We start from the raw sequence: 26,849 nt of genomic DNA, 5'->3' as shown, positions 1-26,849 counted from the left end.
CGCCTGACGAGCGGCGCGGATTCTCGCATGGGGACGCTTGACAACGGGCGAGCCTGGCATGAATACTAAACCAAATGGTTAACGAAACGGATGCCCAACTCGATCTCGTGTTTGCCGCGCTGTCCGACGCGACGCGGCGGCGCGTGTTGGAGCAGCTCGACGGCGGTGGCGCGACGGTCAGCGAACTGGCCGAGCCGCACGGCATGTCGCTGCCGGGTTTCATGAAGCATCTCGCGGTACTGGAGGCCGCCGGCCTCATCGCGCGGGCCAAGGAAGGGCGGGTCGTGCGCTGCGAACTCGATGCGGCGCCCCTGCAGGCCGCTGCGGCCTGGGTGTCGCGCTACGAGCGATTCTGGGGCGAGCAACTCGGCGCGCTCGGCCGCTATCTCTATCAAAAGGAGCAAACCCCCTCATGCACGACGAACAGCAAGCGGCCGCCCAGGTCCGCATCGAACGCCACTACCCCGTCGGCCCCGAAAAAGTCTGGCGGGCGTGGACCGAGCCGCAAGCCCTGAGCAGCTGGTTCATGGGCGGCCGGCCGGGTGTCAGCACCGAGGCCGAGATCGATCTTCGCGTCGGTGGCCGCTATCGCATCGTGTCGCAGCTGCCCGATGGCGAGCGCCATGACGTCTCGGGCGAATACCTCGAGGTGCTGCCCCAGCGCCGTCTCGTCTTCAGCTGGGCCTGGCGCAGCACGCCGGAGCGCGTTTCGCGCATCAGCATCGACTTCATCGCGCGAGACGGCGGCACGGCGCTGCTGTTCGTGCACGACCGCTTCTTCGACGATCAGGCGCGCGCCAATCATGAGCGCGGCTGGCAGCCGGCCTTCGCTCAACTCGACGCCTTTCTTCAACCTCAGATCCAGGAAGCCTGACATGAGCCATCACGGAAGCTGCCACTGCGGCCGCATCAAGTTCGAGGTCGAGGGCGAGCCGGCCTCGGCCCTGTCCTGCAACTGCTCGATCTGCCAGCGCAAGGGCTCGTTGCTCTGGTTCGTGCCGCGTGGCGCGCTGAGGCTGCTGACGCCGGAAGAGGACGCCAGCAGCTACACCTTCAACCAGCATGTCATCCGGCACCGCTTCTGCCCGACCTGCGGCATGCACCCCTATGGCGAGGGCAAGGGGCCGGACGGCTCGGCGATGGCGGCGATCAATCTCCGCTGTCTGGAGGACATCGAGCTGAAGGCCGTACCCATCACCGAGTACGACGGGCGCTCGAAATAGGCGCTTCAGAACTGCGCCACCAAATGGGGCTGGCCGGCCACGCTGGTCAGCACCCGGCGGGGCTGGTGCAGTGTGCCGCCCCGCGTGGCACGGGCCACGGCCGCCTGCATGGCGTCCAGCAGGGCTGCCACACGGGGCCGCTCGCCACTGCAGCGCGAGCGGGGAATGACCAGGGCCAGGTCCATGGCTTCGTGGGATTGCAATTCCAGGCTGGCATGGACGACCAGGGTGGACGGCGTGCTCAGCGACACGTCGAGATCGGCATCGACAAGGTCGGCCGCGACCGGCAGATGAGGCACGGTCGCCGGGGAAAGGGAATCTGAAAACATGACCGGAATCCTCGCGGAAGGCCCGGCTGCCCGTTGTCGGGCAGGCCAGGGCGCGGCTGTAGGACGGCGCCTGATCGCTCAGGCGTGCATCATCGGCATGGCCTGCTTGACGGTGGGTTTGTCGAACAGGCGGCCTATCAGCGCGCGCGCAAAGAAGTAGTCGTTGCGCAGCTTGTCGCCAAGGGCGTCCAGGCCGACGCGGCCCTGCGGGTCGCAGGGAATGTCGAGGCCCGCGCCCTGGTAGGCCAGGGGCTCGAAATGCAGCAGATGCGTGGGTTCGGCGTCGGTCGGCAGTGCGTCGGCGAGCGACGTCTTGGATGCGGACTGCGGAACCGGCAGCGCCGTGGGCGCCGTCGCCGTGGGGAGTTGAATTTGGGTCATCGTGAACCTCCTTCGGAATCAACGCGGGGTTGATGAGACAACTTTGGTCTCGATGAGGTTCCAGATGTGTAGGCAGGCCGGGATGGCGAAGGGGCGTGCCATCGCATCGCTTTGTAGGAAGGCGCTGGCGGTTGGCGGATGTAACGCGAGCTTCGATGCGGCGTTGTCTTACAGCGCAGGCTGAGGGGTGCCATTCATGCCATCCGGCAAGCATGCCGGATGTTCTTCGGCAGGCGTCGAACAGGCCGCAGGGCCTGTTCTCGGTCCTGCCTCAGTCCCATTTCCATTGCCAGATCAGATCCAGGGCGTTGTCCTCGCCGCCCTGGGCGCGCAGAGTGAAACGCTGCGCGATGCGATAGATCAGTTGCCAGGAGCCCGTGGTCGCGTTCAGCCCGCGCTCGTAGCCGACATACCAGCGCCGCGAGATCTGCTTGCCCAGGCGCACGATGGTGGCCTTGGTGTCGTCGTCGCTCTGCGACAGCGAGAGCTCGTCCAGGCCCAGGTTGCGCAGCACCTTGCCCGTCGGCCCCTCGCCCTCGCCGCTGAGCAGGGCGAGTGCAGCGCGTTGCAGCAGGGCCGTGTCGGTGCGGCCCAGGCCGTCGGGGCCGCGGCCCAGCAACAGCCAGGAGAGCTTGTCGGTGTCGCTCATCTCGGGCGAGGAGTAGAGGCTGACGCGCGGCGCCAGCGCGGTGCCGCCAACGTAGACACCAACGCGCACGTCGAGGTTGGGGCGCACGGCCAGCAGGTCCAGCGAGGGGTTGTCGTAGGCGCCGGTGAAGCTGATGTCGCCGCGCTCGATGTCCAGCTTCTGGCCATAGGCCGCGTACTGGCCGCTGTCGGCGTCCAGCTTGCCGGTCACGCGCAGCGGGCCGTTGTTCTGGCTGACCTGCAACTGGCCGCGCAGCGTCGTGGCCAGGCCCCGGCCGCGCACCTTGAAGTCGCGGCCGAAGTCGATGGCGACGTTGACGATGCTGTTGCGTGCCGCCTTGGGCGCCGGTGGCGCAGTGGGCGCGGCATCGCGCTGGCCGCGCAGCACGGTGACGTCATCGGCCAGGGCCGGGGCGTCGCCACGGCTGAAGTCGAACAGGCCTTCGTCGGCGCGCAGCTTGCCGTCGAGCTTGAGCCCCTTGGCATCGAGGTCCAGCGTGGCCTGGCCGCTGGCGACGAGGCGGCGGTCCACCCGCGACAGCACGCGCAGCTTGTCGGCCGTCATCTCGATATGGGCCTTGGGCTCGGCGCCCAGCTCGGCCTTGCCGCTGGCGCGCAGCCAGCCGTCGCCGCCGCGGGCTTCGAGCTTGGACAGTTCGGCATGCTGGCCCTTGAAGTCCAGCGTGAAACGGCCCTCGGTGACATCAACGCCGAACAGCAGGTGGCGCAGGGCCAGGTTCTCGCCTTCGGCACGGCCGGTCAGGTCGGGCGAGCCCAGGCGTCCGCTCAACTGCACCGTCGCGGCGGCGCGGCCACCCAGGCGCCAGCCGGCCGGTACCCAACTGCCCCAGGTGGCGAGGTTGGCGACATTGGCCTGCAGTACGCCCTGCACCGGCGTCTGCGCATCGGGCCAGAGCCCGGCCGGCCGCAGCGTCAGCGCGCCGCCCAGGCTGCCGAGTTCGCTGCCGGCAATGCCCTGGGCAAACTGCCAGATGCCGTCCTTCACGTTGACGGCCAGGCGCAGGTCGGTCAGTCCGAGTGCCCGCTGGCCGAACTCGTCGGTCACGCGCAGGTCGCCGCTCTGGCGTTCGATGAGCAGCTCGGCGGTCAGCCTGTCGTTCAGCAGCAGCGAAGCATGGCCGGTCACGCGCAGATCGCCGCCCCAGCCGAAATCGGGCTGCCAGCGCGCCATCAGCGGCGCGGCAGCCACGTCCTCCAGCTGCAGCTCGGCACGGGCTTCAGGGTGCTCGCCACCGGTCCAGCTCAGGGTCTGCCAGCGGATGAAGGCGCCGCCCACCTCGGCGCGACCGGGCTCGGCCTGCAGGCGCGGGCCGTCGCTGGACCAGCGCAGGCTGATGTCCTGGGCCGCCAGCAGCGGCGGCGTGTTGGGGCGCAGCGGGCCGATGTCGATGCGCGCGACGCGGCCGCTCCAGGCCTGGCCGTCCCAGCGGCCGCGGGCCTGGACTCTGGCGTTCAGAGCCAGGTCTTGCGCTTCACGCGTGATCTTGCCGCTGACCGCGGCCTTGACGTCGTGGGCGCTGCGCCGGCCCTGCAGATCGATCCTGGCGCTGCTGAGCTGGGCCAGCGGGTCGCGCAGCTGGCCGATGTCGAGGTTCAGCGCGACCGGGCCGTCGCCATCGGCGCCGGGCAGCGGCAGTTCCCAGCGTGCCTTCAGGCTGGCGATGCTGGTGCCCAGGGCCTTGGCGGAGGCCAGCGACAGCCGCCCACTGCCGCCGGCCTGCCAGCCCTTGGCGCCACGCACCAACTGGTAGCTGCCTTCGGCCTCGCCCTGGCCGGCAATGGGCTGCTGCTCGAACAGGGCCAGCAGTGGATTCAGCTCGGCCAGTGATGCCGCCTTCAGGCTTGCGGTGCCGGTGACGGCCTCGGGCCGGGCCTGGCCGCTGGTCTGCACACGGTTGTTGCCCAGGCGCCCGTCGATGTCGAAGGCCGCCGCGTCGGCCGTGCGTTCGCGCTGCAGCTTGACGCGGCCTTCCAGCGGCAGGCCGGCGAACTGGCCGGGCAGCAGCCGGACATAGGCGGTGCCGCTGAGCGTGGCCAGGCCCTTGCCGCGCACATCCACATCGGCCTCGGCATTGATCCGCGTCGGGCCGGGCAGACGGGCCCAGGCGGTACCGGGCGCACCGCGCCACAGCAGATGCGGGTCGAACTGGCGCAGCTGGGCCTTGAACTGGGCAGCTCCTGCGGTATCGACGCGGCCGCTGGCTTGCAGCGTGGCGTCACCGCTGGCCAGGCGGGCATCCTCGATTCGCCACTTCGTGCCTTCGCCTTGAAGCTGGGCCTTCAGGCGCAGCGGGCGGTTTTCGATCGTGCCGCTGAGATCCAGCCTGACGTTCAAGGGGCCGCCCTTGCTGCCGGCGAGCGTGAGCGGGCCGTCCAGGCGCGCCGGCGTGGCGCGCGCGTCCAGGGCCTCGGGGCGCAGGCCTTGCACGCGGGCCTCGAGCTGCCAGCGGCCGTCGGCCTCGCGCTGGCCCTTGCCTTGCACGCGGCCTCCACCGGGCAGTTCGGCGTCCAGGGCGGTCAGGCGCAGGCTGGCCAGCTGGTCAGGGCGGCCGGCCAGGGCGATGACGAGGCGACGCACGGGCAGGGCGCCCTGGTCCCAGCGGCCGGCGCTGGCGTTACTCAGGTCGGCCTGCAGCGTGGCCTCGGCGTCGCGGGCCGGGGCCTTGAGCTGGGCCTCGCCACTCAGGGCCGTGCGCGGCAGGCCGGGCGCGAGGGCGGCGAGGTCGAGCTTGTCGGCCTTCAGTTGCAGGGCATTGACGGGCCAGGGCGCAAAAGGCTGCACCTCGCCGTCGGCCTTCAGCGTCTGGTGGGCGGCTTCCAGTTCGGCCTTGGCCTTGAGTTTGGCCAGCGGCCCGGTCACGGCGGCTATTGCCGTCCAGGGCAGGTCGGTTGCCTCGGTCTGCTGCACGCGCAGCGTCGCATCGGTCTGCAGCGGGGCGGCGCTTGCGATCTTGGCTTCGCCGGCCAGCGTCAGGTGCTGCCAGCGCGCGGCCTTGAGCTGGATGTGGTGGGTGCCGCGGCGCGGCAGGTTGAGCTGGCCATCCAGGCCGAGCAGCGGTGCTTGGTCGGGCGCCCAGCTGAGCTTGGCGACGCGCAGGCTGGCGATGTGCACGCCCAGCGGCAGGGTCAGGTCCGGCGGGAGGGCGATGGGCTTGTCGCTGGCCTGGCTGCGGATGACGACCTCGTCGACCACCAGTTCCTGCGCTAGCAGCAGGCCATCGCTGGCGGTCAGGCCCAGGCCCTTCCAGTGCAGGCCGCGCAGTTCGGCCGAGCCACCGGTCCAGGTGATGATGAGGCGGCGGGCGCTGAACTCGCCCATCAGCGAACCCTCGGGCGCCTCGATCTGCACTCCGGGCAGATGGGCCATCAGCCAAGCGCCGCCGGCGGGTCTGTGCAACAGCCAGGCGATGAAGCCGGCGACCAGCAGCAGCACCAAAGCCAGCGCGATCAGCAAGGCGCGCAGTACGCGCAGGGATCGCCTCATAGCGTGATCCCCACACTAAAGTGCAGTCGCCACTTGCCCGTCTCCTGTGCCCGCGCCAGGTCCACGCGCAGTGGGCCGACGGGGCTGCGCCAGCGCACACCGGCGCCGTAGCCGACGACGGCGCGGTAGTCCTGCCAGCGCGAGGCGGCATTGCCGGCGTCGACGAAGACGGCGCCCCACAGGCTGGGGAAGCTGGGCATGATGGGATGCGCAATCTCCAGGCTGCCGGTGGCCAGCACGCGGCCGCCGACGGTCAGGCCGTTCTTCTGCGGGCCGAGGCTGCGATAGGCATAGCCGCGCACGGACTCGTCACCGCCGGCCAGGAAGAGCAGCTTCTCGGGCACGCCGACCTGCTCCTTGGCCACCACCTGGGCGACCTCGGCACGCGCTGAGCCGAACCAGCCGCCGAAAGGTTTGTAGACGCCGAGCTTGAACTGCATGCGGCCAAAGGGACCGCTGTCGTCGGTGCCGCCGCCCTTGGCATAGCCGAAGCCGACCAGGGCCAGGGCCTGATGGCCGTCGGTGGGCAGCAGGGTGCTGTCCAGGCGGCGGCGTATCCATTGCTGGTTGAGGGACAGGGCCAGGTTGGTGTTGACCTGCTCACCTTCGGTCTCGCGGGCGCGCAGCAGCTCCACATAGCTCAGGCGCTCGTCGCGCGTGGATTCGTAGAGGCGGCCCAGGCGCACGCCGAGGTTGGTGGCGAGGGTGTCGCCGGTGCGGTCCTGCTCGAACTGCACGGAGGCGAGATTGCGGTGCAGGTCGGGCTGGGGATGGGAACTCAGCTCGAGTTCGGCGCCGCGCAGGTCGCGGCTGAGCTGCAGCTTGGTGCGGGCGCGCACCGGCAAGTCGAAGGGCCGGCGGTGCAGATGCTCGACGCTGACGCTCTGGCCGGTGTTGCTGTGATAGCCGACGGCGACCGTGGCCTGCTGCAGGGCCGATTCGGTGACGGTGACCTGCACGGGGAAGCGGCCATCGGCATCCGGGGCCTCGGGCATCAACTGCACGCGCACCGCATCGAAGAGCTGGGTCTTGGCCAGGCGTTCCTGGAACTCGGCCAGCTTCTGCTCGGTGTAGCCGTCCCCCTTGTCGAAGCCGGCCAGGCGTTCGACGGCATCCCGGCTCTGGCGCTTCAGCCCCTCGATGCGCAGGGCGCCCAGCTTGGCGCGGTTGCCGCTGGCCAGCACGAGGTGGAGGTCGGCCGTCTGAGTCTCGGGGTCGACGCGGGCGGCGGTCTCGGCCCAGCGCGCCAGCGGGTAGCCGCCATTGCGGGCACGCAGCAGCACATCGCTTTTGCCGGCGGCCCATTGCGACTGCGTGAAGGCCGCCCCGTTTTTCAGGGGCCAGGCGCCGCGCAGGATCTCGCGCAGGGGCTTGGCCTCCTCTTCGGCCAGGCCTTCATTGAACTCGAGGTCGAGCTGGCCGACGCGCGTCAGCGGCCCCGGCTTGACGGTCAGCAGCAGCCGGGTCTCGTCCGCCGGGTCGCGGTCGACGTCGGCCTTGGCATTGAAATAGCCTTCGGTCTCCAGCAGGCTTTCGGTCTGGGCCGGTGCGGCCGCGGCGAGGCGGGCCAGTTCGACCTTGCTCAGGGCGGCCTCGCTGGCGCGGTAGCGGGCGATGTCCAGGTTCTGGGACAGCAGGGTGCGCAGCGCGGCGGCGTCGCGGCTGTCGCCGTCGATGCGGATGTCCAGGTTGTAGACGGCCGGGGCATCGGCGGGGATGTCAGGCGCTGGCGGCGCGGGAGCCTGCGGAGGTGCTTGTGTCGCACAGCCGCTCAGTACCGCCACGAGCAGCAGGGCGAGCAGACGCCTCATTTACTGAGCAGCCGCATCGCGCCTTCGAGGCCGGAGAGGGTCAGCGGGAACATGCGCTGCTGCATCAACTGCTGGATCAGCGCGATGCTCTGCCGGTACTGCCAGACGCCTTGCGGCTCGGGGTTGATCCACGCGTACTTGGGGAAGGCGTGGGTGAGGCGCTGCAGCCATTCGGCGCCGGCCTCGTCGTTGTTGTATTCGACGCTGCCGCCCACCTGCAGGATCTCGTAGGGGCTCATGGTCGCGTCGCCGACGAAGATGAGCTTGTAGTCGCGGTTGTATTTGCGGATCAGGTCGAAGGTGTTGAGCTTCTCGGCGAAGCGGCGCCGGTTGTTCTTCCAGACGAAGTCGTAGACGCAGTTGTGGAAGTAATAGAACTCCAGATGCTTGAACTCGCTCTTGGCGGCGCTGAAGAGTTCCTCGACGCGGTGCACGTGCTCGTCCATGGTGCCGCCCACGTCCATCAGCAGCAGCACCTTGACCTTGTTGTGGCGCTCGGGCTGCATGCGAATGTCCAGCATGCCGGCATTGGCGGCCGTGCCATGGATGGTGCCGTCCAGGTCCAGCTCCAGCTCCGAGCCCTCGCGCGCAAAGCGGCGCAGGCGCCGCAGGGCGACCTTGATGTTGCGCGTGCCCAGCTCCAGCGAGTCGTCGTAGTCGCGGTAGGCGCGCTGCTCCCAGACCTTGACGGCACTCTTGTTGCCACCGGCACCGCCGATGCGGATGCCCTGCGGGTTGTAGCCGCTGTTGCCGAAGGGGCTGGTGCCGCCGGTGCCAATCCAGCGGTTGCCACCCTCATGGCGCTCCTTCTGCTCCTCGAAACGTTTTTTGAGCGTCTCCATCAGCTCGTTCCAGCCCATCTTCTCGATGGCCGCCTTCTGCTCGGGCGTGAGCTCGATCTCGAGTTGCTTGCGCAGCCATTCCAGCGGCACCTCGGCCGTGAAGTCGGTCAGCATCTCCACGCCCTTGAAGTAGGCGGCGAAGGCGCGGTCGAACTTGTCGTACTGGGTCTCGTCCTTGACGAGGCTGGTGCGGGCTAGGGTGTAGAAGTCGTCGATGCTGGCCACGCCGCCGTTGTCGGGCCCGCCGATGACGCCGGCCTGCAGGGCCTCCAGCAGCGTCAGGTACTCGGGCACCGTCACCTTGAGCTTGGCGGCACGCAGCGTGTAGAAGAACTGGATCAGCATGGGCGCGGACTCGGGGACTGCAGGTCGAAAACGATTATGCAGTGCGCATCTTGCTGGAACTAGGGATGCCGAGTTGGCGACTAAGTTCTTGCGGGCCGAGCGCCGGGCCGCTCCCTAGCCGGCCCGCGTAGGCGATGTGCTTGCGGCTCAATGCCGCAAGCATCGCCGTCCCCTCGGGGGACCGATCAGGCCCGCCCGCGTTCAGCGGCGCGGGACTGGGCGAGGGGCTCTCAGTTGCAGGGTTCGACGCGGAACTCGACGCGGCGGTCCAGGGCGTCCACGGCGTTGTCGCTGCCGCTGCCGACCAGGTTCTCGCGCCAGCCCATGCCGCTGGCCTTGATGCGCTGGGCCAGGGTGGGGGCCTCGGTGGCCAGGCGCTGCTGGATGAAGGTTGCGCGCTGCAGCGACAGCGCGTCATTGGTCTGCTCCGAGCCGGTGTGGCTGGTGTGGCCGACGATGACCATGCAAACACGGGCGCCGCTGCCTTCCTTGGCGATCTGCCTCAGCCACATCGGATAGGCGCCGCTGACCTTGGTGTCGGACCAGAACTCGGTGCTGCCCGGGTTGAACAGGAACTTCACGTCCAGCTTGTTGGCGCGCAGCCCGTAGGCCACGATCTGGCCGAAGGCCCATTCGGCCTCGGCGGTGCGCCCGAGGCGGACGTTGTTGAGATAGATGCCGTTGAGGGTGCGCAGCTGCTCGCCACCGGTCTGGCCGCGGGCCTCCTGGTACTTGGCCAGCGATTCCTGGTAGCGCTCGGCGTTGTAGAGAGAGCCGGCCTCGTTGATGACGCTGGCCACCGAGACGCGTTCCATATAGGTGCTGTTGGCCGCGCTGCCCGGCGCCGTCAGGGCCGTGCTGATATAGCCGTCCACCACCCGGTCCTTCACCAGCACCGGGCTGTCCTGGTAGATGGCCAGCGGCGTGTGGTTGAGGCCGTCGTCGCGGGCCAGGGCCGAGGCCTGGGCCACCACCTGGCCCGTCTTGAGCTCCACCAGGGCCAGGTTGATCTGCAGGGACTTCTTGCCCGGCACGCCAAGCAGCCGGGTCAGCGTGCCGGTCAGCAGGTACTGGACCTTGGACAGGTTCTCGGTCTTGAAGGGCAGCAGGTCAAAGCCGCCTTCCTTGCGTGCGGCCAGGCGCTCGCCGATGCGGCGTTCCAGCAATTGGGTGGTCTGGGTCTGCTGGCCGCTGGTGGCGTCGATCATGGGGTCGACGACGACGTTCTTCCTGACGATCTTGGATTCCATCTTGGCCAGGAAGGCGGGCAGCTTCTGGGTCTGGCCCACCAGGCCATCGGTCGCCACGACGATGGCTTCGCTGAAGGACAGCTCGTTGGTCGAGACGGTCGGCTGCTTGGGCGCCGTCTCCAGGCAGCCGGCCAGCAGGGCCAGGCAGCCCAGCATGGCGGCACGCGCCAGCTGCACTGAAAAAACGATGCGATTCGTGTGGCCAGCGCTACTCATCGACATTCCTTCTTCAGGTAGGCGGCCTCGCTCGCGGTCAGCGGTTCCAGCGAGGCCTTTTGCAGAATATCACTGCACTTTGCGCCTTTCGTGGCAACGGGAGCGGGTGCGGGGGCGGCAGGCCGCGGCTTGGGGACGGCCGATGCCGCGCTTGCGGGTGTCGGCGCCGGGGCCGCAGGTGCGGGCGCCGAGGCCGGCGTGGGGGCAGGCGGCGGCGGGGCCGTGGAAGCGGGCAGATCCGGCGCCGAGGCGGCCGGGATCGGCTGAGGCGCGGAGGCGACCGGCACCGGTTCTGGCGCTGCAGCGGGTGCTGGCGCAGATGCCGGCGGCAGTTGCGCGGGCGCGGGCGCGGGCGTGGCGAGCAGGCGATAGGCTTCCCAGGCCACGGCAGCCAGGCCCACCGCGCCGACGGCGCCGAACAGCAGGTTGCGTCGCGGCTGGGCCGGTAGGTGCGCCTGCACGGGCGCGGCGGTGGGGCGAGGCTGCGGCGGCGCAGGCTGCACCGGGGGCGTTGGCGGCAGCGCAGGTGGCTGCGCCGGTGCGGGCGGTGGCGACGCGGGCTGGGTGCGTGTCGGCTCCCGCGGCGCGGGGGCGGGCGCCGTCGGCGCCATCTGGGTCGGGTCGAAATCCGGCAACAGCACCGTTTCCTCGCCCGTCGGCAGGCCCAGGGCCTGCAGCTGTAGCAGGTCGATGGCCTGGGTGTCGTGGGCGGTGAGCAGGGTCCGGAACTCGGCGATGGATTGCGGGCGGTCCTTGGGATGGATGGCCAGGGCGCGGTCGATGGCCGAGAGGAAGGCGTTGCCGCAGCGGCCGGCCGCCACCGTGGACAGGGGCTGCAGCTGGTCGTTGAGCAGGCGCTCGACCGAGGCCACGGTGCGTTTGCCGCTGATGGCCGCGTAGAGCACGCTGGCCAGCGCAAAGATGTCGGTCCAGGGGCCCTGGGTGACGCCGGGCATGTCGCCGTATTGCTCGATGGGCGCGAAGCCCGGCTTGAGCATGGCGGTCAGGGCGTGGGTGAGGTCGCCGATGACGCGGCGCGCGGCGCCGAAGTCCAGCAGCAGTGGCCCGTGGTCGGTGAGCAGGATGTTGTCCGGCGCGATGTCGCGGTGGTAGCAGTGTTCGTTGTGCAGCACCTCCAGCGCATCCAGCAGCGGCATCAGCCAGGCCCGCACTTCCTTCTCGGTCGGCAGCCGGCCAAGCTGGCGCAGCGACTCCTTCAGCGTCTGCCCCTGGTAATAGGGCATGGCCATGTAGGCGGTGCCGTTCTCTTCCCAGAACTGGTGCACCTTGAGCAGGGCCGGGTGGTCGAAGCGGGCCAGCAGCTTGGCCTCGTTGACGAAGCTCCTCAGCCCGATGGCAAAGGTCTCGGCGTGCTCAGCCGACTTGACCAGCACCGTCAGCCCCTTGCCGGCGCGTGCCGCCATCGAGGAGGGCAGGTATTCCTTGACGGCGACCTGGCGCTCCAGCGCGACGTCGGTGGCGAGATAGACGATGCCGAAGCCACCTTCTCCGAGCACCCGGTCGATGCGGTAGTCGTGGATGCGCGTGCCGGGCGGCAGGGTGTGCCCCGGCGTCAACTGCACTTCCACGGCGACGGTGCGCTCTACCTTGTCTTCTGGCGCGGGGCGCCCGGAGGGATGGTCAGGCGCTTCGCTCATTGCCGCACCGTCACCGGGAGCTTGGCGGCGCGCAGCGTGTGCAGCAACGGGGTCGGCATGGGCGCGTCACTCGGGGGGACTGTGGAGTCGAAAACGATTATGCAGTGCGATATTCCCGCGCCTTGGCAGGCCGCAGGGCTAGTATGGGCCGCATGTCGCTCGCGCAGGACCGCCCTTGAAAGCCATCGCCCCGCCCGGAGCGGACGCCATGCTGCTGCGCCTGGTCGAGTCGCTGGAGATGGAGGACGGGCGCTGGCGGGCGCGCCAGGGCGGCTGGCTGCTGGACAGTCATTTCCAGCCCGTGTTCAGCTTTCCGCACCGGCGCGCCGTCGGCTACGAAGCCCTGCTGCGCGTGGCCGACGCCAGCGGCGAGCAGGTGTCGCCGCTGAAGTTCTTCGAGCAGCTGCGCAGCTTCGATCAGCAATGGGCGGCCGACCGCCTGTGCCGTCTGCTGCATGTCCACAACTTCGTGCACCAGGCGGGTGACGAGGGCTGGCTGTTCCTGAACATCCATCCGGCCGTCTTCGTGCATGGCGCCCAGCAGATGCAGGCGCTGGAGTCATCGGTGCGCACCCTGCAGTCCCTGGGCCTGCCCATGCATCGCGTCGTGCTGGAGGTGACCGAGGACGTCATGTCCCAGCAGGCCGACTTCGAGCGCGCCGTGGCCAATGTGCGCCAGACCGGCTGCCTGCTGGCCCTGGACGACTTTGGCGCGGGTCATTCCAATTTCGATCGCATCTGGCATATCCACCCCGAGATCGTGAAGCTGGACCGCAGCCTGCTGCGCCGCGCCTGCGGTTCGCCGCGCATCGCCCGCGTGCTGGCCCAGATGGTGTCGCTGCTGCACGAGTGCGGCTCGCTGGTGCTGCTGGAGGGCGTGGAGACGCGCGACGAGGCCTTGCTGGCCCTGGATGTGGACGTCGACATGGTGCAGGGCTTTGTCTTTGGCCGGCCCGTGCCGGGCATGCTGGGGCCGCAGGGCGTGTCCGACGAGATCGAGGAAATCTGGGAGCTGCTGGATGGGCGCCACGCCGACACGCGCCGCGTGCATGCGGCCCAGATCGCGCCCTACCGCGAAGCGCTCCGGCAGGCCCAGGAGAGGCTGGCGGGCCAGGCCTTGCCCGCGGCCTGCGCCGAACTGCTGGCCTTGGCCGGCGTGCAGGTCTGCTTCCTGCTGGACGAGCAGGGCCGCCATGTCGCCGAACCGCTGCTGCCGCCGGGTGTGCAGGACCTGTCCCAGGATCCGCGCTTCAAGCCCCTGGGCCTGGCCGGCGAGGCGCGCTGGGCGCGGCGGCCCTATTTCCGCCGTGCGCTGGAGGAGCCTGGCGTCATCCAGATGACGCGGCCCTATCTGAGCCTGCACGGCGCGCGCATGTGCGTCACGCTGTCCGTGGCCTGTCCCACGCCCGATGGGCTGCGGGTGCTGTGCACGGACATCGACTGGATGAGCTAGCGGCCGCCCTGGCGCCCGTACAGCTCGCCGAAGAAGTCACCCGGCAGCCAGCGCGGCCGCTCGGCCTGCTGCGCGAGCTCCCGGACCAGCTCCCACTGCAATTGCGCGAAGCGCTGCGCGGCCGGCCAATGGAAAGCCAGGCTGAGGTCGTCGCCGGGCTGGTGATAGCGCTGGCGACGGAAGTCGTTGATCAGCGCGTTGCCGTCTTCGCCGCGCTTGAATGAGGCGCCGCCGGGGCCGAGGATGAGGGCCGGGATGCCGCAGCGCACGAAGCTGTATTGGTCGGAGCGCGTGAAGCGGCTCTGCTCGGGCATGAGGTCGGGCGAGGTCTGCAGGCCCAGCCGGCGCGCGGCGCGCTCGACGGCCGCGCCCAGCGTCGAATGCTCGGCGCCCAGGGCGACGACGTCCTTGAAGTCGTGCAGCAGCACCGGCATGTCGATATTGATGGCCGCGGCCATCGCTTGGGCCGGCACGGTCGGGTGCTGGGCGAAATAGGACGAGCCGGACTGGGCCTTCTCCTCGCCGGTCAGCGCGATGACGAGGACGGAGCGCTCCAGCGTGCCCGGGCTCTGGGCCAGCAGCCGGGCCGTCTCGAGCAGCATGGCCACGCCCATGGCGTTGTCCATGGCGCCGGGATAGATGACGTCGCCCTTGCGGCCGAGGTGGTCGAGATGGGCGGTCAGCACGATGAACTCATGCTTGCGGCGCCCGCCCTCGATGCAGCCGATGACGTTGTGGCTGCGCGCCTGGCCATGCACCGTGTCGCGCACGAGGCGGGCGCTGAGGCCCAGCTCGCCGCGGGGCAGCGGCCGGCCGGCCTCGGCGTCGGCCACCAGGCCGGCGTAGTCGCCGGTGATCTTGGCCAGCAGCCGCGGCGCGGCCTGCACGCTGAGCGTGGCCGTGCCGAGCATGCCGGGCACGTCATTGCCGCCGCCCCCTTCGGGCGCCTGCCAGTCCATGTAGACGGCGTCGGCGTACTGGCGGTTGAGGTGGAAGGGCGAGACCCGGTCGCTGCGCGGCGTGGCCAGCGTGATGAGACCGATGGCGCCATGGCGGTCGGCCAGTTCCTGCTTGGTACGGCCATTGCCGAAATGGGCGCCTTCCTCGGACGGCAGCTTCAGTGGCCGGCCGGCCAGGGCGACGGCGATCTTGCCCTTCACGTCCAGGCCGGTGTAGTCGTCGATGCCGAACCGCGGCGCCGTGATGCCGTAGCCGACGAAGACGAGCTCGCCCTGCATCTCGGCATGGGCCCGCGCCATGTCGGGGCGGGTGCTGAACTCGTCCAGCCAGGCCAGGCGCTCGCAGGCCGCGCCGCGGCAGAACTCCAGTGTCGGCGGCGTGGCCGCGAGGCGGGCGCTCTTCAGCGGCACGGCCTGCGCATAGCCGCCGGCGTCGCCCATGGGCTTGAGGCCGAGCTGCGCGAACTGGCTGGCCACATAGGCGGCGGCAAGGTCGAAGCCGCGCGTGCCGGCCTCACGGCCTTCCAGCAGCGGGTCGGCCAGGAAGCGGACATGCGCCTGCAGGCGCTTCTGCTCGGCCTGCGGCGGCTGGCCGCGCGCCGAGGCGGGCAGGGCGCCCGCCGCCAGCGCGGCGATGGTGGCATCCAGCAGGCAGCGCCGCTTCATCGCGCCAGATGCTTGTCCAGCCAGGCGAAGAACTCGCCATACCAGAGCCTGCTGTTGCGCGGCTTCAGCACCCAGTGGTTCTCGTCGGGGAACCACACCAGGCGGGCCGGCACGCCGAGGGTCTTCAGCGTGTTGTAGTAGGCCAGGCCCTGGGCGTCGGGGACGCGGTAGTCCATGGCGCCATGGATGACGAGGGTGGGCGTCTTGAAGTGCCTGGCAAACGCGTGCGGGCTTTGCGCGGCGACGCGGGCCGGGTCGTCCCAGTAGGCGGCGCCCAGCTCCTTGCGGTGCCAGCTGTAGGCGTCGTCGGCATACATGGCCTGCCAGTCATAGCAGCCGGCATGGCAGACATAGGCCTGGTAGCGGCCGGGCTTCACGTGGCCGTTCATCCACGCCACCATGAAGCCGCCATAGCTGCCGCCGGTGGCGGCGATGCGCTTCCTGTCCACCCAGGGCTTCTTCAGCAGCCAGTCGGTGCCGGCCTCGACGTCCTGCAGCTCGTATTCGCCCCAGTGGCCGGTGATGCTGTCCAGGAACTCGAAGCCGTAGCTGGACGAGCCGTGGTAGTTCACGCAGGCGACGACATAGCCCTGGGCCGCGAAGGCCTGGTGGTTCCAGCGCCAATGCCAGCTGTCACCGAAGGCCGTGTGTGGGCCGCCGTGGATGACGTGCATGACAGGCCACTTTTTCTTGGCGTCGAAGCCGGGTGGGTAGATCAGCCACATCTGCACGTCGTCGCCGCGCGCGCCCTTGATGGTGACCTCCTCGTGGCGGCCCCAGCGGTGGGCGGCCAGGCGCTCGTCGTTCAACGCCTCGATGCGGCGCAGGCCATCGTCGGCCAGCACCGACAGCCGCGGCGGGAACTGCACGCCGTCATGGTTGATGACGACGAAGTCCTGGGCCAGCGTGAAGCTGCCGACATGGCCACCCTCGAAGAGGGCTGAAGCCAGGCGCTCGCCCAGCATGAACTGCCAGAGATGGCGGCGGCCGCGTTCCTCGGCGGCGAACAGCACCGACTGATCGTCGGCGGTCCAGCGCAGCGGCGCGCTGACCTCGTGGTCCCAGTCCTCGCTGAAGACGGCCCACTGGCCCTGCTGGTCCAGCACGGCGAGCCGGTTGGGACGGTTGTGGCCCAGGGCCTGGTGGCTGGCCAGGAAGGCGAGATAGGTTCCGCCATGGCTGTAGCGCGGCGCGGCGAAGTCCCAGTCGGCGTCCTGCAGCAGGTTCTCGACGCGGCGCGTGCGCACATCGATCTCGGCCAGCGCAAAGCGCCCGTCGAGCTTCTTCTCGGCGGCGGGGTCGAAGGCGAAGGCGATGCGCTTGCCGTCGGGAGCCACGTCATAGCTGTTGGCGTCGGGCTCGGCCCGGCTGAGTTCCCAGGCCGTGCCTTCGAAGAGGTCGCGGGCCTTGCCGGTCTGGACATCCATCACATGCAGATGCGGCACGCGGTCCATGGGCACATGGTGGTCCCAGAAGCGGTAGAGGGCCTCGTCGGTGACATAGGCGCTCTCCTTGCGGCTCTTGAAGTCGCGCAGGGCCGCATCCTGGGCGGCGGCCTTCAGCCCGGGCCAGACCCACGACACGAAGGCGATGCGGCGGCCGTCCGGGAACCATTTGAAGGACTCGACGCCGGTGGGCACATGGCCGACGCGGCGCGCCTCGCCGCCGTCCGGCGGGATCACATAGAGCTGGGTCTCCTCATCACGCTGGCCGGCCTGCTCGCGCTTGGCCGTGAAGGCGATCAGGTCGCCGCGCGGGCTCCACTGCGGGTTGCCGTCCTTCTCGCCGGCCTCCGTCAGGCGGCGCGGCTCGCCGCCCAGGGTCGAGAACAGCCACAGGCTGCTCTGGGCTCGGTTGGTCTCCATGGAATGGCGCGTAACGCCGGCGGCTGCCTGGGCGCCATCGGGGCTGAGGCTGGGTTCGCCGATGCGATCCAGGGCCCAGAGTGCGTTGACGTCAAAGGCCCTGGATGCTTCTTTTTTCATGCTCTGGGTCGGGTCAGTTGCCACTGCAGATGCGCCTTGACCTCGGGCCATTCGCCCGCGGTCAGGCTGTACATGACGGTGTCGCGCACCGTGCCGTCGCGGCGCAGCGCGTGGTGGCGGATCACGCCGTCGCGCCTGGCGCCCAGGCGCTCGATGGCGCGCTGCGAGGCGTGGTTGAAGTTGTCGGTGCGCCATCCCACCAGCCGGGCGCCCAGGGTCTCGAAGGCATGGGTCAGCAGCAGCAGCTTGGCCGTCGTGTTGACGGCGCTGCGCTGTACGCGCTGGGCATACCAGGTGTAGCCGATCTCGACGCGCTCGACGGCCGGCACGATGTCGTGATAGCTGGTGGAGCCCAGCACCTCGCCGGTCGAAGCGTCCAGCACGGCGAAGGGCAGGCGGTGGCCGGCAGCCTGGCCGGCCAGAGCGGCCTCGACGTAGGCGACGGTTTCGTCGGGCGCCGGCACGCTGGTGAAGCGCAGATTCCACAGCTCGCCGTCGGCGGCGGCGGCCTGCAGGCCGGGCACATGCTCCAGCGTCAGCGGCACGAGGCGGATGGGGCCGCCGGCCAGGGTGGTGGGGGTGACGGGCTTCATGCCTTGTCCTTCAGCATCAGGCGGCGTGCGAGAAGGCGGCCGGCGCCGCAGCCCGCGACGATGAGCAGCAGGCCGACAAGCTGCCGGGCATTCCAGTCGGTGCTGGCGACGAAGTCGATGCCGAACTGCCGGCCCAGCCACCAGCCGGCCAGGGCGCCGCCGACAAAGCCGACGGCATCGGCCAGGCCTTCGCGCAGGGCGCGATCGAAGTCCTGCGCCATCAGCGGTTGTTTCGCTGCATGAAGACCAGTTTCTCGAAGAGCGTCAGGTCTTGTTCATTTTTCAGCAGCGCCCCGACCAGCGGCGGGATGCTGACCTTCTCGTCCTTGGCCTGCAGGGCGTCCACCGGCACGTCCTCGGCCACGAGCAGCTTGAGCCAGTCGATCAGCTCCGAGGTGCTGGGCTTCTTCTTCAGGCCGGGCAGGTTGCGCACGTCGTAGAAGTTCTTCAGCGCCGCGGCCAGCAGGTCCTTCTTCAGCGTCGGGAAGTGCACATCGACGATCTTCTTCATCGTCTCGGCGTCGGGGAACTTGATGTAGTGGAAGAAGCAGCGGCGCAGGAAGGCGTCGGGCAGCTCCTTCTCGTTGTTGGAGGTGATGAAGACCAGCGGGCGGTGCCTGGCCTTGATCAGCTGACGCGTCTCGTAGACATAGAACTCCATGCGGTCGATCTCGCGCAGCAGATCGTTGGGGAATTCGATGTCGGCCTTGTCGATCTCGTCGATGAGGAGGACGACCGGCTGGTCGGCCTCGAAGGCCTGCCACAGCACGCCCTTGACGATGTAGTTCTCGATGTGGCGCACGCGGTCGCTGCCCTCGATGCCGGCGAGCTGGCTGTCGCGCAACCGGCTGACGGCGTCGTACTCGTACAGGCCCTGCTGGGCCTTGGTCGTGCTCTTGATATGCCACTGCAGCAGCGGCATGCCCAGGGCAGATGCCACTTCCTCGGCCAGCATGGTCTTGCCGGTGCCGGGCTCCCCCTTGATGAGCAGGGGGCGCTGCAGCTTGGCAGCGGCATTCACCGCGAGCATCAGGTCGGCGGTGGCGACGTACTGGTCGGAACCTTGGAATTTCATGGGGAAAACCGGGGCGGGCAGAGGTGCCGGACCAGTATAGGTGGCCCCCTATAATCGCCGCCGCTCTGGAACACGACACCAACCCGAAGACGATTGGGACCATGAAAAAACTGCTGCAGATCTCGCTCGCCCTGGCCACTGCCTTTGGTGCCTTTGCCGCCCAGGCCCAGGATGCGAAGGCCGGTGAGAAGAAGGTTGCGATGTGCATTGGCTGCCACGGCATCGTCGGCTACCAGGCCAGCTTCCCCGAGATCCACAAGGTGCCGATGATCGCGGGCCAGAACGCCAAATACATCGTCTCGGCCCTGCAGGCCTATGCCAAGGGCGACCGCAAGCACCCGACCATGCGCGGCATCGCCGGTTCGCTGAGCGAGCAGGACATGAACGACGTGGCCGCCTTCTACGAGCAGCAGGCCAAGCTGCCGGCCGTGGCCGACGGCATCCCGGCCGCCCCGGCCCATGTCGCCGAGTTGCTGACCAAGGGCGCCTGCGTGTCCTGCCACGGCGCCAATTTCAGCAAGCCCATCGACCCGAGCTATCCCAAGCTGGCCGGCCAGCATGCCGACTACCTGACGGTGGCGCTGAAGTCCTACAAGACCGAGCACAACGCCAGCGTCGGCCGCAGCAACGGCGTCATGGCCGGCCAGGTCAAGCAGTTCAGCAATGCCGAGCTGAAGGCCATCGCCGCCTACATCAGCACGCTGCCCACTGAACTGGCCACCGTGCCGCAAGGCAAGTTCCGCTGATCCGGTCCGCCCCGATCCTGGAAGCCGCCCTCGAGGCGGCTTTTTGTTGCCCGGGCAAAAAGCGTGCAGGGATGCACAGTGGCCGGCGAGACCGACGGAGATACTCGGCGTTACATAGACGACGCTGTCATGTTGAAGAAGATTGCCACCGCGGAGGTGAGGCTGGGCATGTATCTCCAGGCGCTTGAGGGCGCATGGCTGTCCCACCCCTTCTGGAAAACCAAGTTCGTCCTGACCGACCCGGCCGACCTGGCTGCGTTGAAGGCCAGCGGCGTGCCGGCGGTGTGGATAGACGACAGCAAGGGCGAGGATGCCGCGCCAAGCCCGGCGGCGGCCCCTGCCGTCGTCGCGGTGGCGCCCATACCGCCCCCCGCGCCGGCCGCGGCGCCGGTGCCGGTGCCGGAGCCCCGCGTCAGCATGGAGGCCGAACTGGACCGCGCCGCCCAGGTGCTGCACAAGGCCCGCGTCGCCGTCACGGCCCTGTTCGGCGAGGCCCGCCTGGGCAAGGCCATCGACACCGAGAACTGCCTGCCCATCGTCGACGAGGTCACGTCCTCGCTGGCGCGCAACCCGTCCGCCTTCCTGAGCCTGGCCCGGCTCAAGGACAAGGACAACTACACCTATATGCATTCGGTCGCCGTCTGCGGCCTGATGGTGTCCCTGGGACGACAACTGGGCATGAGCGACGCCGAGCAGCGCGAGGCCGGTCTGGCCGGCCTGCTGCATGACGTCGGCAAGATGCAGATGCCGCTGGAGGTGCTGAACAAGCCCGGTGCGCTGACCGATGCCGAGTTCAGCGTCATGCGTGGCCACCCGGAGCGCGGCTGGGACCTGCTCAAGGACGGCGCCAAGGTACCGGCCGCGGCCCTGGACGTCTGCCTGCATCACCACGAGAAGATGGATGGCAGCGGCTATCCGCACAAGCTGGCCGGTGAGCAGATCAGCCTGCTGGCGCGCATGGGCGCCGTCTGCGATGTCTATGACGCCATCACGTCGACCCGGCCCTACAAGGCGGCCTGGGACCCGGCTGGTTCGCTGCAGCGCATGTCGCAGTGGAAGGGCCAGTTCGACCCGGCCATCTTCCAGGCCTTTGTGAAGAGCGTCGGCATCTACCCTACCGGCACCCTGGTGCGCCTGCAATCGGGAAAGCTGGCCGTCGTCGTCGAGCAGAACCCTGCCTCCCTGGTCGCGCCGCGCATCAAGGTCTTCTTCTCGACCAAGTCGAACATGCCCATTCCGGTGCAGCTCATCGACCTGGCCACGTCCACCGACCGCATTGCCGGCCGTGAGCCGCCCGAGAACTGGAACTTCGGCCATCTGGACGAGCTCTGGAATCCCAACGGGAAACGCTGATCGCCCAACGCAAATCGCGGATGCAGGGGCTTTGCCCGCCCTCCTAAACTGTTGCCAGTGCATGCAGTTGGGAGATCAGCGATGAAGCGATGGATTGGTGTGGCCTTGCTGGCGGTCGCTTGTGGCGCGTCGGCCCAGACCCTGCGCTGGGCCAGCCAGGGCGATCCCCAGACCATGGACCCGGACTCGCAGAACGAGAGCCTGACCAATATGGTCAATGGCCAGATCTACGAGCGCCTGACCAACCGTGACGCCAAGCTGGGCCTGGTGCCGGGTCTCGCCACCTCCTGGTCCCAGACCGGCCCGCTGGCCTGGCGCTTCAAGCTGCGCCCGGGCGTCAAGTTCCACGACGGCACGCCGCTGACGGCCGACGACGTCGTCTTCTCGGTGCAGCGCGCCAAGGAGCCCACGTCCCAGATCGCCGTCTGGGCCAATGCGGTCGGCACGGCGAAGAAGGTCGATGAGCTGACGGTGGACTTCCAGCTCACCACCTTCGACCCCATCTTCCTGCAGCACATCGACCAGTTGTGGATCATGAGCCGCAAGTGGTGCGAGACGCACAAGGTCACCAAGCCGCTGGACTTCAAGAACAAGGAAGAGAGCTTCACGGCGCTGAACGCCAATGGCACCGGCCCCTTCATGCTGGCCAGCCGCCAGCCGGGCATCAAGACCGTGCTCAAGCGCAACCCGAACTGGTGGAACAAGTTCGAAGGCAATCTGCAGGAGGTGGTCTACACGCCGATCGCCACCGATGCGACGCGCCTGGCCGCCCTGGTTTCGGGCGAGATCGACTTCGTCCTCGACCCGGCGCCGCGCGATATCGCCCGCCTGCGCAACACGGCCGGCGTCAAGGTCATCGAGGGGCCGGAGAACCGCCTGGTCTTTATCGGCATGGACCAGTCGCGCGACAAGCTGCTCTACGGCAATGTGCCGGGCGACAAGAACCCGTTCAAGGACCAACGCGTGCGCAAGGCGCTGTATCAGGCCATTGACATCGAGGCCATCCGCACCAAGCTGATGGCCGGCCTGGCCGTCCCCACCGGCGCGCTGACACCCTCGGGCCTCGCTTCCTTCGACGACCCGGCCCTGCAGACCCGCCTGCCGCATGACCTCGCCGCGGCGAAGAAGCTGATGGCCGAGGCTGGCTATGCCGACGGCTTCGAGGTGACGCTGGACTGCCCCAACAACCGCTACATCAACGACGAGGAGATCTGCACGGCCCTGGCCTCGATGTGGGCCCAGCTGAAGATCAAGGTCAAGGTCAACGCCATGCCGCGCGTCCTCTACTTCCCCAAGCTGGAGAAGTACGACACCAGCCTCTATATGTACGGCTGGGGCGGCTCGGTGACGGACGCCGAGAGCATCCTGACGCCGCTGTACCGCACGCGCGGCGACAAGGGCGTGGGCAACTACAACTTCGGCGGTTTTCGCAACGACAAGGCCGACGCGCTGGCGGCCCAGTCCAGCGTCGAGCCGGATGCGAAGAAGCGCGAGCAGCTGATCCGCGGCGCGCTCACCGAGCTGCGCGAGCAGATCAACATCATCCCGCTGCACCGCCAGGTCGTACCCTGGGGCGCCCGTGCAAACGTCACGGCCGTGCATCGCCCCGACAACTGGTTGGAGCTGGCCTGGGTGCAGATGAAATAGGCCCACCCCTACCGGCTTCCGCCGGCCCCTCAAGGGGCGCTCCACGCAGCCCGGCAAAGCCGGTTCTGCGGGAGCCGCTGGGTAAAGCCCTAAGTTCGCCTCGTTATCAGGTGAATGCGAGACGGGCGTTTAGGCAGACTGCCTGAAGCCAGATTTCCGCCCGTGCCATGCTGTACCGCCTCGCCGCCCTGACCCTGACCCTGCTGCTCACCGCCTGTGGAGGCGGTGGGGGCGGGGGCGGCAGCACGCCGCCGCTGGAGACACCGCCCAATCTGCGCGGTGTGGCCGCCACCGGCGCGCCCCTGATCAGCGCCCAGGTCAGCGTCGTCGACGGCCAGGGCAGGGCGGTCGGCTCGGCCACCACCCATGCCGCCGATGGCAGCTACAGCCTGACGCTGAACACCACCAGCCCGGCCGCGCCGCTGTTCATCCAGGTGCGTGGCATGGATGCCGCCGGCACCATGCAGGTCCTGCACTCGACGGTGCCCACCATCAGCGCGGCCATGGTCGGCCATGTGACGCCGCTGACCAACGCCATCGTCGCCCTGTCCCTGGGCACCGAGCCCGCGCCAGTGTTCGCCGCTGCATCGACCAGCGGCAGCCAGCTGTCGCAGATGGCCACCGCCGCTCCGGCGGCCGCCACCTTCCTGAAGACCCTGGTCAAGACCCAGATCAGCGACCTGAAGATCACCGATGCCACGGCCTTCGACCCCCTGGCCGACGCCAGCTTCGCCGCCAACAAGGGTGCCCACGACCTGCTCATCGAGAGCGTGCGCATCGACCTCGCCCGCAGCAAGCTCAATGTGCCGGTCCTGCAGATCGGCAACAAATTCATTGCTGCACCGACGGCCGAGGTCGTGGTCGAGCTGCCCACGGCCCAGACCGAGCTGCTCAAGACCAGCGGCACGCCGGCCAATGCCATCACGTCCACCTTGAAGGCGGCAACGAGCGCGACGACGCTGCTCAGCACGCTGTCCGGCCTGGACGACCTCGGCGCGGCGCTGAACCAGCTCATCGCCCAGGGCCGCGACGTCAGCACCATCCTGACCCACACCCTGGTCAGCGGCTACGACAAGCACAACGGCCGCAGCAAGGCTGACCTGGCCGGCATCCTGTCCACCTACACGACCAGCAACCGCCAGTTCGGGCGCTTGCAGCTGTTGGGCTGCGCCGACGATGCGCCGACCGCCGGCAACTGCGCCAAGGTGCTGGTGGGCGCCATCATCAGCGACTCGACGGGCGCCACCGTCGGCCTCTTCAGCGACGCCGTCAGCTACAACAAGTCGGCCGCGACGACCAACAAGTGGAACCTGATCGGCAATGGCAAGAAGCTGTCCGTGGCGGTCTACCCGCTGGGCTACCGGGCCCTGACCGCCGATGGCAGCGCCAGCAGTGCCGTCGTGCCCAACCCCGGCATCGGCCTGCAGATCGAGCTCCAGGCGCAGACGGCCGACCCGGTGCCCGGCATTCCGCCGACCCAGTTGCTCAGCTCGGCCACGGTGCAGTTGCCCGGCGGCTTCAGCATCCCCTTCGGCTATTGCAACCGCTTGCTGCTGTGCGTGTCGTCCACGCCGGGCGCGACCAACCTGATTCCGACTGGCGGCGTGGGCGACATCGCCATCCAGCGCGCCGCGGTGGGCTGGATAGGCAGCGTGGACAGCGTGCGCGGCGCCAAGTTCATCACCAGCTACACCATCGGCGGCGTCGCCGAGACGCGCAATGCCTGGTTGCGTGCCGACGTGCTGGGCGAGCCGGCCATCACGCGCTTCCCGCGCATCGACAGCGTCTCGGCCACCAGCCCGGTGTCCGCCGCGTCGCTGCAGGGCGGCACCCTGGTGATCAACTGGGCGGGCTGGGCCGCCGCCAACCCCGACCTGCGCCTCATCGAGATCAAGCGCGTCTTCACGCCCACCGCCGGCGGGGCGCCGACCGTGCTCGACACGGCCGTGCCCCTGCCGCCCAAGACCACGGCCACGCTGAGCACGGCCCACACGCCCGCGGGCGCCGAGACCTCCGAGCTGTGGCTGCAAGCCATGGACAGCCAGGGGCGGCGCTTTCATACGCGTTACACGGCCCAGCCCTGAGGGGCGCTTTCAAGCGGCGCCGCCGTGAAATCTGACAGGGACTGCCACAAGGGCCGGGGCTAAGCTTCCGCCACCCTTGCCCCTCGCCGTCGCATGACGGTGACCGCCCTCGTGAAAAGCCGCCTTTTTTCGCTCGCGTGCTTGTCCACGCTGGCCCTGACTCCCGCGGCACACGCCGCCCCCGCCACTGACGCCTCGGAAGACCAGGCGCTGGAAGCCCTGCTGAAACGGGAAGTGCAGGGCCCCTCCCGCTATGCCCAGAGCCTGATGGATGCCCCGGCCTCCGTCAGCGTGCTGGAGCGTGCCGCTTCCGAGGGTCTGGGCCACCAGACCGTCGGCGACCAATTGGCCCGCCTGCCGGGTGTCTACCTCAGCAACTCGCGCACCTACAGCGGCCTGGGCCTGCGCGGCTTCAACCGGCCGGGCGACTACAGCGCCCGCCTGTTGATGGCCATCGACGGCCAGCGCGTCAACGACGCCATCTACGACCAGGGCCTCCCGCAGCTGGAGCTGCCCGTCGTGGCCGAATGGGTCAAGCGCGTGGAGCTGGTGCACGGCCCCGGCTCCTCCATCTATGGCAGCAATGCGCTGCTGGGCGTCGTCAACATCGTCACCCTGGACGGTGCCGACGCGCCGGGGCTGACGGCCCAGGGCAGCGTGGGCGGGAACGGCTTTCGCCGCGCCGAGATGCATTACGGCGCCGCCAGCGCGGGCAGCGACCTCTTCATCGGCCTCAATCTGCAGCGCACGGCCGGCGAGGATCTCTTCCTGCCCGAACTCGGCACCGCCGACGGCTGGGTGCGCGGCCTGGACGGCGAGCGCCAGCTGGCCCTGCTCGCCAAATACCGCAACGGGCCCTGGCGGGTTGCCCTGAACGCGGTGCGCCGCGACAAGGACGCTCCCACGGCGCCCTATGGCACCGAGGCCGGCGCCGCCGGCACCCACTATGTCGACAGTCTCGTGCTGGCCGAACTCAGCTACGACGAAGGCTGGCAGGGCGATGTGCGCAAGTCCGCCCGGCTCAGCCTGGCCGGCTATGAATTCCTGGGCCGCTATGTCTTCGGCTCGGCGCCTGAACTCGTCAACAAGGACGTGGCGCGCGCACAGTGGACGACGCTGGAGGGCCGCATGCTGTGGCGCGGCCTGCTCAACCACCAGCTGATGTTCGGTGCCGAGCTGCGCACCTCGCCCGACGGCGTGCAACGCAACTACGACGTCGAGCCCTATGCATTGCGTCTGGATTCGCGCGTCAGCCAGGACGCCCTGGGCATCTACGCCCAGGACCAGTGGCGGCTGTCCTCGGCCCTGCAGCTGACCACCGGCCTGCGCCTGGACCATGTGCGCGGCTTCGCGACCGCCCTGTCGCCGCGGGCCGTCCTCGCCTGGCGCCCCGACGAGCGTGAATCCTTCAAGCTGATGTGGGCCCAGTCTTTTCGCACGCCCAATCTGTACGAGCGCTTCTACGACGACGGCGGTGTCTCCCAGCTGCGCAGCGACAACCTCAAGCCCGAGCGCCTCAACTCCGTCGAGGGCGCCTGGGAATACGTGCTCAGCAGCGGCCACGCCCTCAGTGCCAATGCCTACTACACGCGCATGAACCGCCTCATCGAGCAGCAGCCCGTCAGCGCCGAAGTTGACGCTGCCGTGCAATACCGCAACGTCGGCAAGGTCGGGCTGCGCGGCGTGGACCTGGGCATCGAGAGGCGGGCGACGGACGGCTGGCTGTGGCGCCTCAGCGCTTCCTGGATGGACGGCCGCGACGACGCCGGACAGCGCCTGAGCAACTCGCCGTCGTGGATGTTCAAGGGCGATCTCGTCACGCCGCTGTGGCAGCGCTGGCAGTTGGGTGTGGAGTGGAACCTGCTCGGTCCGCGCATCGGGCGCGTCGAGGTACCCACGACAGCTCTCGTCAATGCCCATCTGCGCTACCACGTCGACCCGCGCCAGAGCCTGGCCCTGCATCTGAACAACGCGCTGGACCGCCGCAATCTGGACCCGTCGACCCCCGACACGCCCCTGAGCGCCATCCCCCAGCCCGGCCGCGCCTGGCGGCTGGACTGGCGCTTCATGCTCTGAGCCC

Annotated in this window: 21 protein-coding genes; 9 read left to right on the top strand and 12 right to left on the bottom strand. The window is 69.0% G+C overall.

Translation table 11 applies throughout. The features are described 5' to 3' along the window. The first annotated feature begins 74 nt into the window (after nucleotides 1–74). Genes J2X20_RS06720 through J2X20_RS06710 form a run of 3 tightly spaced genes read left to right on the top strand, consistent with a single transcriptional unit; the run spans nucleotide 75 to nucleotide 1,223 of the window. A complete protein-coding gene (locus tag J2X20_RS06720) occupies nucleotides 75–515 on the top strand; it encodes an ArsR/SmtB family transcription factor (protein ID WP_310262613.1) in 441 nt (146 codons plus the stop codon). Continuing rightward, nucleotides 413–874, top strand: coding sequence for an SRPBCC family protein (locus tag J2X20_RS06715; RefSeq protein WP_310262611.1), 462 nt, complete (start codon nucleotides 413–415; stop codon nucleotides 872–874). Before J2X20_RS06720 ends, J2X20_RS06715 begins: the two co-directional genes overlap by 103 nt. 1 nt (nucleotide 875) lies before the next feature. Beyond that, nucleotides 876–1,223: a GFA family protein gene (locus tag J2X20_RS06710; RefSeq protein WP_310262609.1), complete on the top strand. Its 348-nt coding sequence runs from the start codon at nucleotides 876–878 to the stop codon at nucleotides 1,221–1,223. Between the two features lie 5 nt (nucleotides 1,224–1,228). On the opposite strand, the gene J2X20_RS06705 is transcribed toward J2X20_RS06710, so the two are convergent. From J2X20_RS06705 to J2X20_RS06675, 7 genes are all read right to left on the bottom strand, one after another. Then, nucleotides 1,229–1,552: a hypothetical protein gene (locus J2X20_RS06705; protein WP_310262607.1), complete on the bottom strand. Its 324-nt coding sequence runs from the start codon at nucleotides 1,550–1,552 to the stop codon at nucleotides 1,229–1,231. A 78-nt stretch (nucleotides 1,553–1,630) separates the two neighbouring features. After that, nucleotides 1,631–1,933 (bottom strand): hypothetical protein, encoded by a 303-nt coding sequence (locus J2X20_RS06700; RefSeq protein WP_310262606.1) that lies wholly within the window; start codon nucleotides 1,931–1,933, stop codon nucleotides 1,631–1,633. Between the two features lie 271 nt (nucleotides 1,934–2,204). Continuing rightward, nucleotides 2,205–6,086, bottom strand: coding sequence for a translocation/assembly module TamB domain-containing protein (locus tag J2X20_RS06695; protein WP_310262605.1), 3,882 nt, complete (start codon nucleotides 6,084–6,086; stop codon nucleotides 2,205–2,207). After that, a complete protein-coding gene (locus J2X20_RS06690; RefSeq protein ID WP_310262603.1) occupies nucleotides 6,083–7,897 on the bottom strand; it encodes an autotransporter assembly complex protein TamA in 1,815 nt (604 codons plus the stop codon). The genes J2X20_RS06695 and J2X20_RS06690 overlap by 4 nt, the downstream gene beginning before the upstream one ends. Next, complete coding sequence (locus tag J2X20_RS06685; protein WP_310262601.1) at nucleotides 7,894–9,084, bottom strand: vWA domain-containing protein; 1,191 nt, start codon at nucleotides 9,082–9,084, stop codon at nucleotides 7,894–7,896. The genes J2X20_RS06690 and J2X20_RS06685 overlap by 4 nt, the downstream gene beginning before the upstream one ends. 230 nt (nucleotides 9,085–9,314) lie before the next feature. Beyond that, nucleotides 9,315–10,550: an OmpA family protein gene (locus J2X20_RS06680; protein ID WP_310262598.1), complete on the bottom strand. Its 1,236-nt coding sequence runs from the start codon at nucleotides 10,548–10,550 to the stop codon at nucleotides 9,315–9,317. Further along, the gene (locus J2X20_RS06675; protein WP_310262595.1) at nucleotides 10,547–12,208 is read right to left on the bottom strand and encodes a serine/threonine protein kinase; all 1,662 of its coding nucleotides are present in this window, start codon (nucleotides 12,206–12,208) and stop codon (nucleotides 10,547–10,549) included. The genes J2X20_RS06680 and J2X20_RS06675 overlap by 4 nt, the downstream gene beginning before the upstream one ends. Before the next feature lie 175 nt (nucleotides 12,209–12,383). Between J2X20_RS06675 and J2X20_RS06670 the strand changes: the two genes are divergently transcribed. Continuing rightward, entirely contained in the window at nucleotides 12,384–13,661 is a 1,278-nt protein-coding gene (locus tag J2X20_RS06670; protein ID WP_310262591.1) for an EAL domain-containing protein, read from the top strand. On the opposite strand, the gene J2X20_RS06665 is transcribed toward J2X20_RS06670, so the two are convergent. Genes J2X20_RS06665 through J2X20_RS06645 form a run of 5 tightly spaced genes read right to left on the bottom strand, consistent with a single transcriptional unit; the run spans nucleotide 13,658 to nucleotide 18,939 of the window. Next, complete coding sequence (locus J2X20_RS06665; protein ID WP_310262588.1) at nucleotides 13,658–15,286, bottom strand: M28 family metallopeptidase; 1,629 nt, start codon at nucleotides 15,284–15,286, stop codon at nucleotides 13,658–13,660. The genes J2X20_RS06670 and J2X20_RS06665 overlap by 4 nt on opposite strands. Then, nucleotides 15,283–17,271, bottom strand: a complete 1,989-nt coding sequence (locus tag J2X20_RS06660) for a S9 family peptidase (RefSeq protein ID WP_310262586.1) — start codon at nucleotides 17,269–17,271, stop codon at nucleotides 15,283–15,285. Before J2X20_RS06660 ends, J2X20_RS06665 begins: the two co-directional genes overlap by 4 nt. After that, nucleotides 17,268–17,864 carry a GNAT family N-acetyltransferase gene (locus J2X20_RS06655; protein WP_310262583.1) on the bottom strand — a complete coding sequence of 199 codons (597 nt, stop codon included), beginning with the start codon at nucleotides 17,862–17,864 and terminating at the stop codon, nucleotides 17,268–17,270. The genes J2X20_RS06660 and J2X20_RS06655 overlap by 4 nt, the downstream gene beginning before the upstream one ends. Next, nucleotides 17,861–18,085 (bottom strand): hypothetical protein, encoded by a 225-nt coding sequence (locus tag J2X20_RS06650; RefSeq protein ID WP_310262580.1) that lies wholly within the window; start codon nucleotides 18,083–18,085, stop codon nucleotides 17,861–17,863. Before J2X20_RS06650 ends, J2X20_RS06655 begins: the two co-directional genes overlap by 4 nt. Next, the gene (locus J2X20_RS06645; protein WP_310262577.1) at nucleotides 18,085–18,939 is read right to left on the bottom strand and encodes an AAA family ATPase; all 855 of its coding nucleotides are present in this window, start codon (nucleotides 18,937–18,939) and stop codon (nucleotides 18,085–18,087) included. The genes J2X20_RS06650 and J2X20_RS06645 overlap by 1 nt, the downstream gene beginning before the upstream one ends. 101 nt (nucleotides 18,940–19,040) lie before the next feature. Between J2X20_RS06645 and J2X20_RS06640 the strand changes: the two genes are divergently transcribed. From J2X20_RS06640 to J2X20_RS06620, 5 genes are all read left to right on the top strand, one after another. After that, nucleotides 19,041–19,685 (top strand): c-type cytochrome, encoded by a 645-nt coding sequence (locus J2X20_RS06640; protein ID WP_310262574.1) that lies wholly within the window; start codon nucleotides 19,041–19,043, stop codon nucleotides 19,683–19,685. A gap of 129 nt (nucleotides 19,686–19,814) precedes the next feature. Then, nucleotides 19,815–21,038: a cyclic di-GMP phosphodiesterase gene (locus J2X20_RS06635; RefSeq protein WP_310262571.1), complete on the top strand. Its 1,224-nt coding sequence runs from the start codon at nucleotides 19,815–19,817 to the stop codon at nucleotides 21,036–21,038. A gap of 81 nt (nucleotides 21,039–21,119) precedes the next feature. Further along, entirely contained in the window at nucleotides 21,120–22,685 is a 1,566-nt protein-coding gene (locus J2X20_RS06630) for an ABC transporter substrate-binding protein (RefSeq protein ID WP_310262568.1), read from the top strand. Between the two features lie 167 nt (nucleotides 22,686–22,852). After that, nucleotides 22,853–24,769 carry a hypothetical protein gene (locus J2X20_RS06625; RefSeq protein WP_310262565.1) on the top strand — a complete coding sequence of 639 codons (1,917 nt, stop codon included), beginning with the start codon at nucleotides 22,853–22,855 and terminating at the stop codon, nucleotides 24,767–24,769. A gap of 141 nt (nucleotides 24,770–24,910) precedes the next feature. After that, on the top strand, nucleotides 24,911–26,845 hold the full coding sequence (locus tag J2X20_RS06620) for a TonB-dependent receptor plug domain-containing protein (RefSeq protein WP_310262563.1): 1,935 nt from the start codon (nucleotides 24,911–24,913) through the stop codon (nucleotides 26,843–26,845). Nucleotides 26,846–26,849: the final 4 nt, after the last annotated feature.

The organism is Roseateles saccharophilus (assembly GCF_031458095.1).
In the GTDB taxonomy this organism is placed as follows: domain Bacteria; phylum Pseudomonadota; class Gammaproteobacteria; order Burkholderiales; family Burkholderiaceae_C; genus Pelomonas; species Pelomonas saccharophila_A.
Note: the sequence above shows the minus strand (reverse complement) of the source record. Positions and strands in the feature narration are given on the sequence as shown.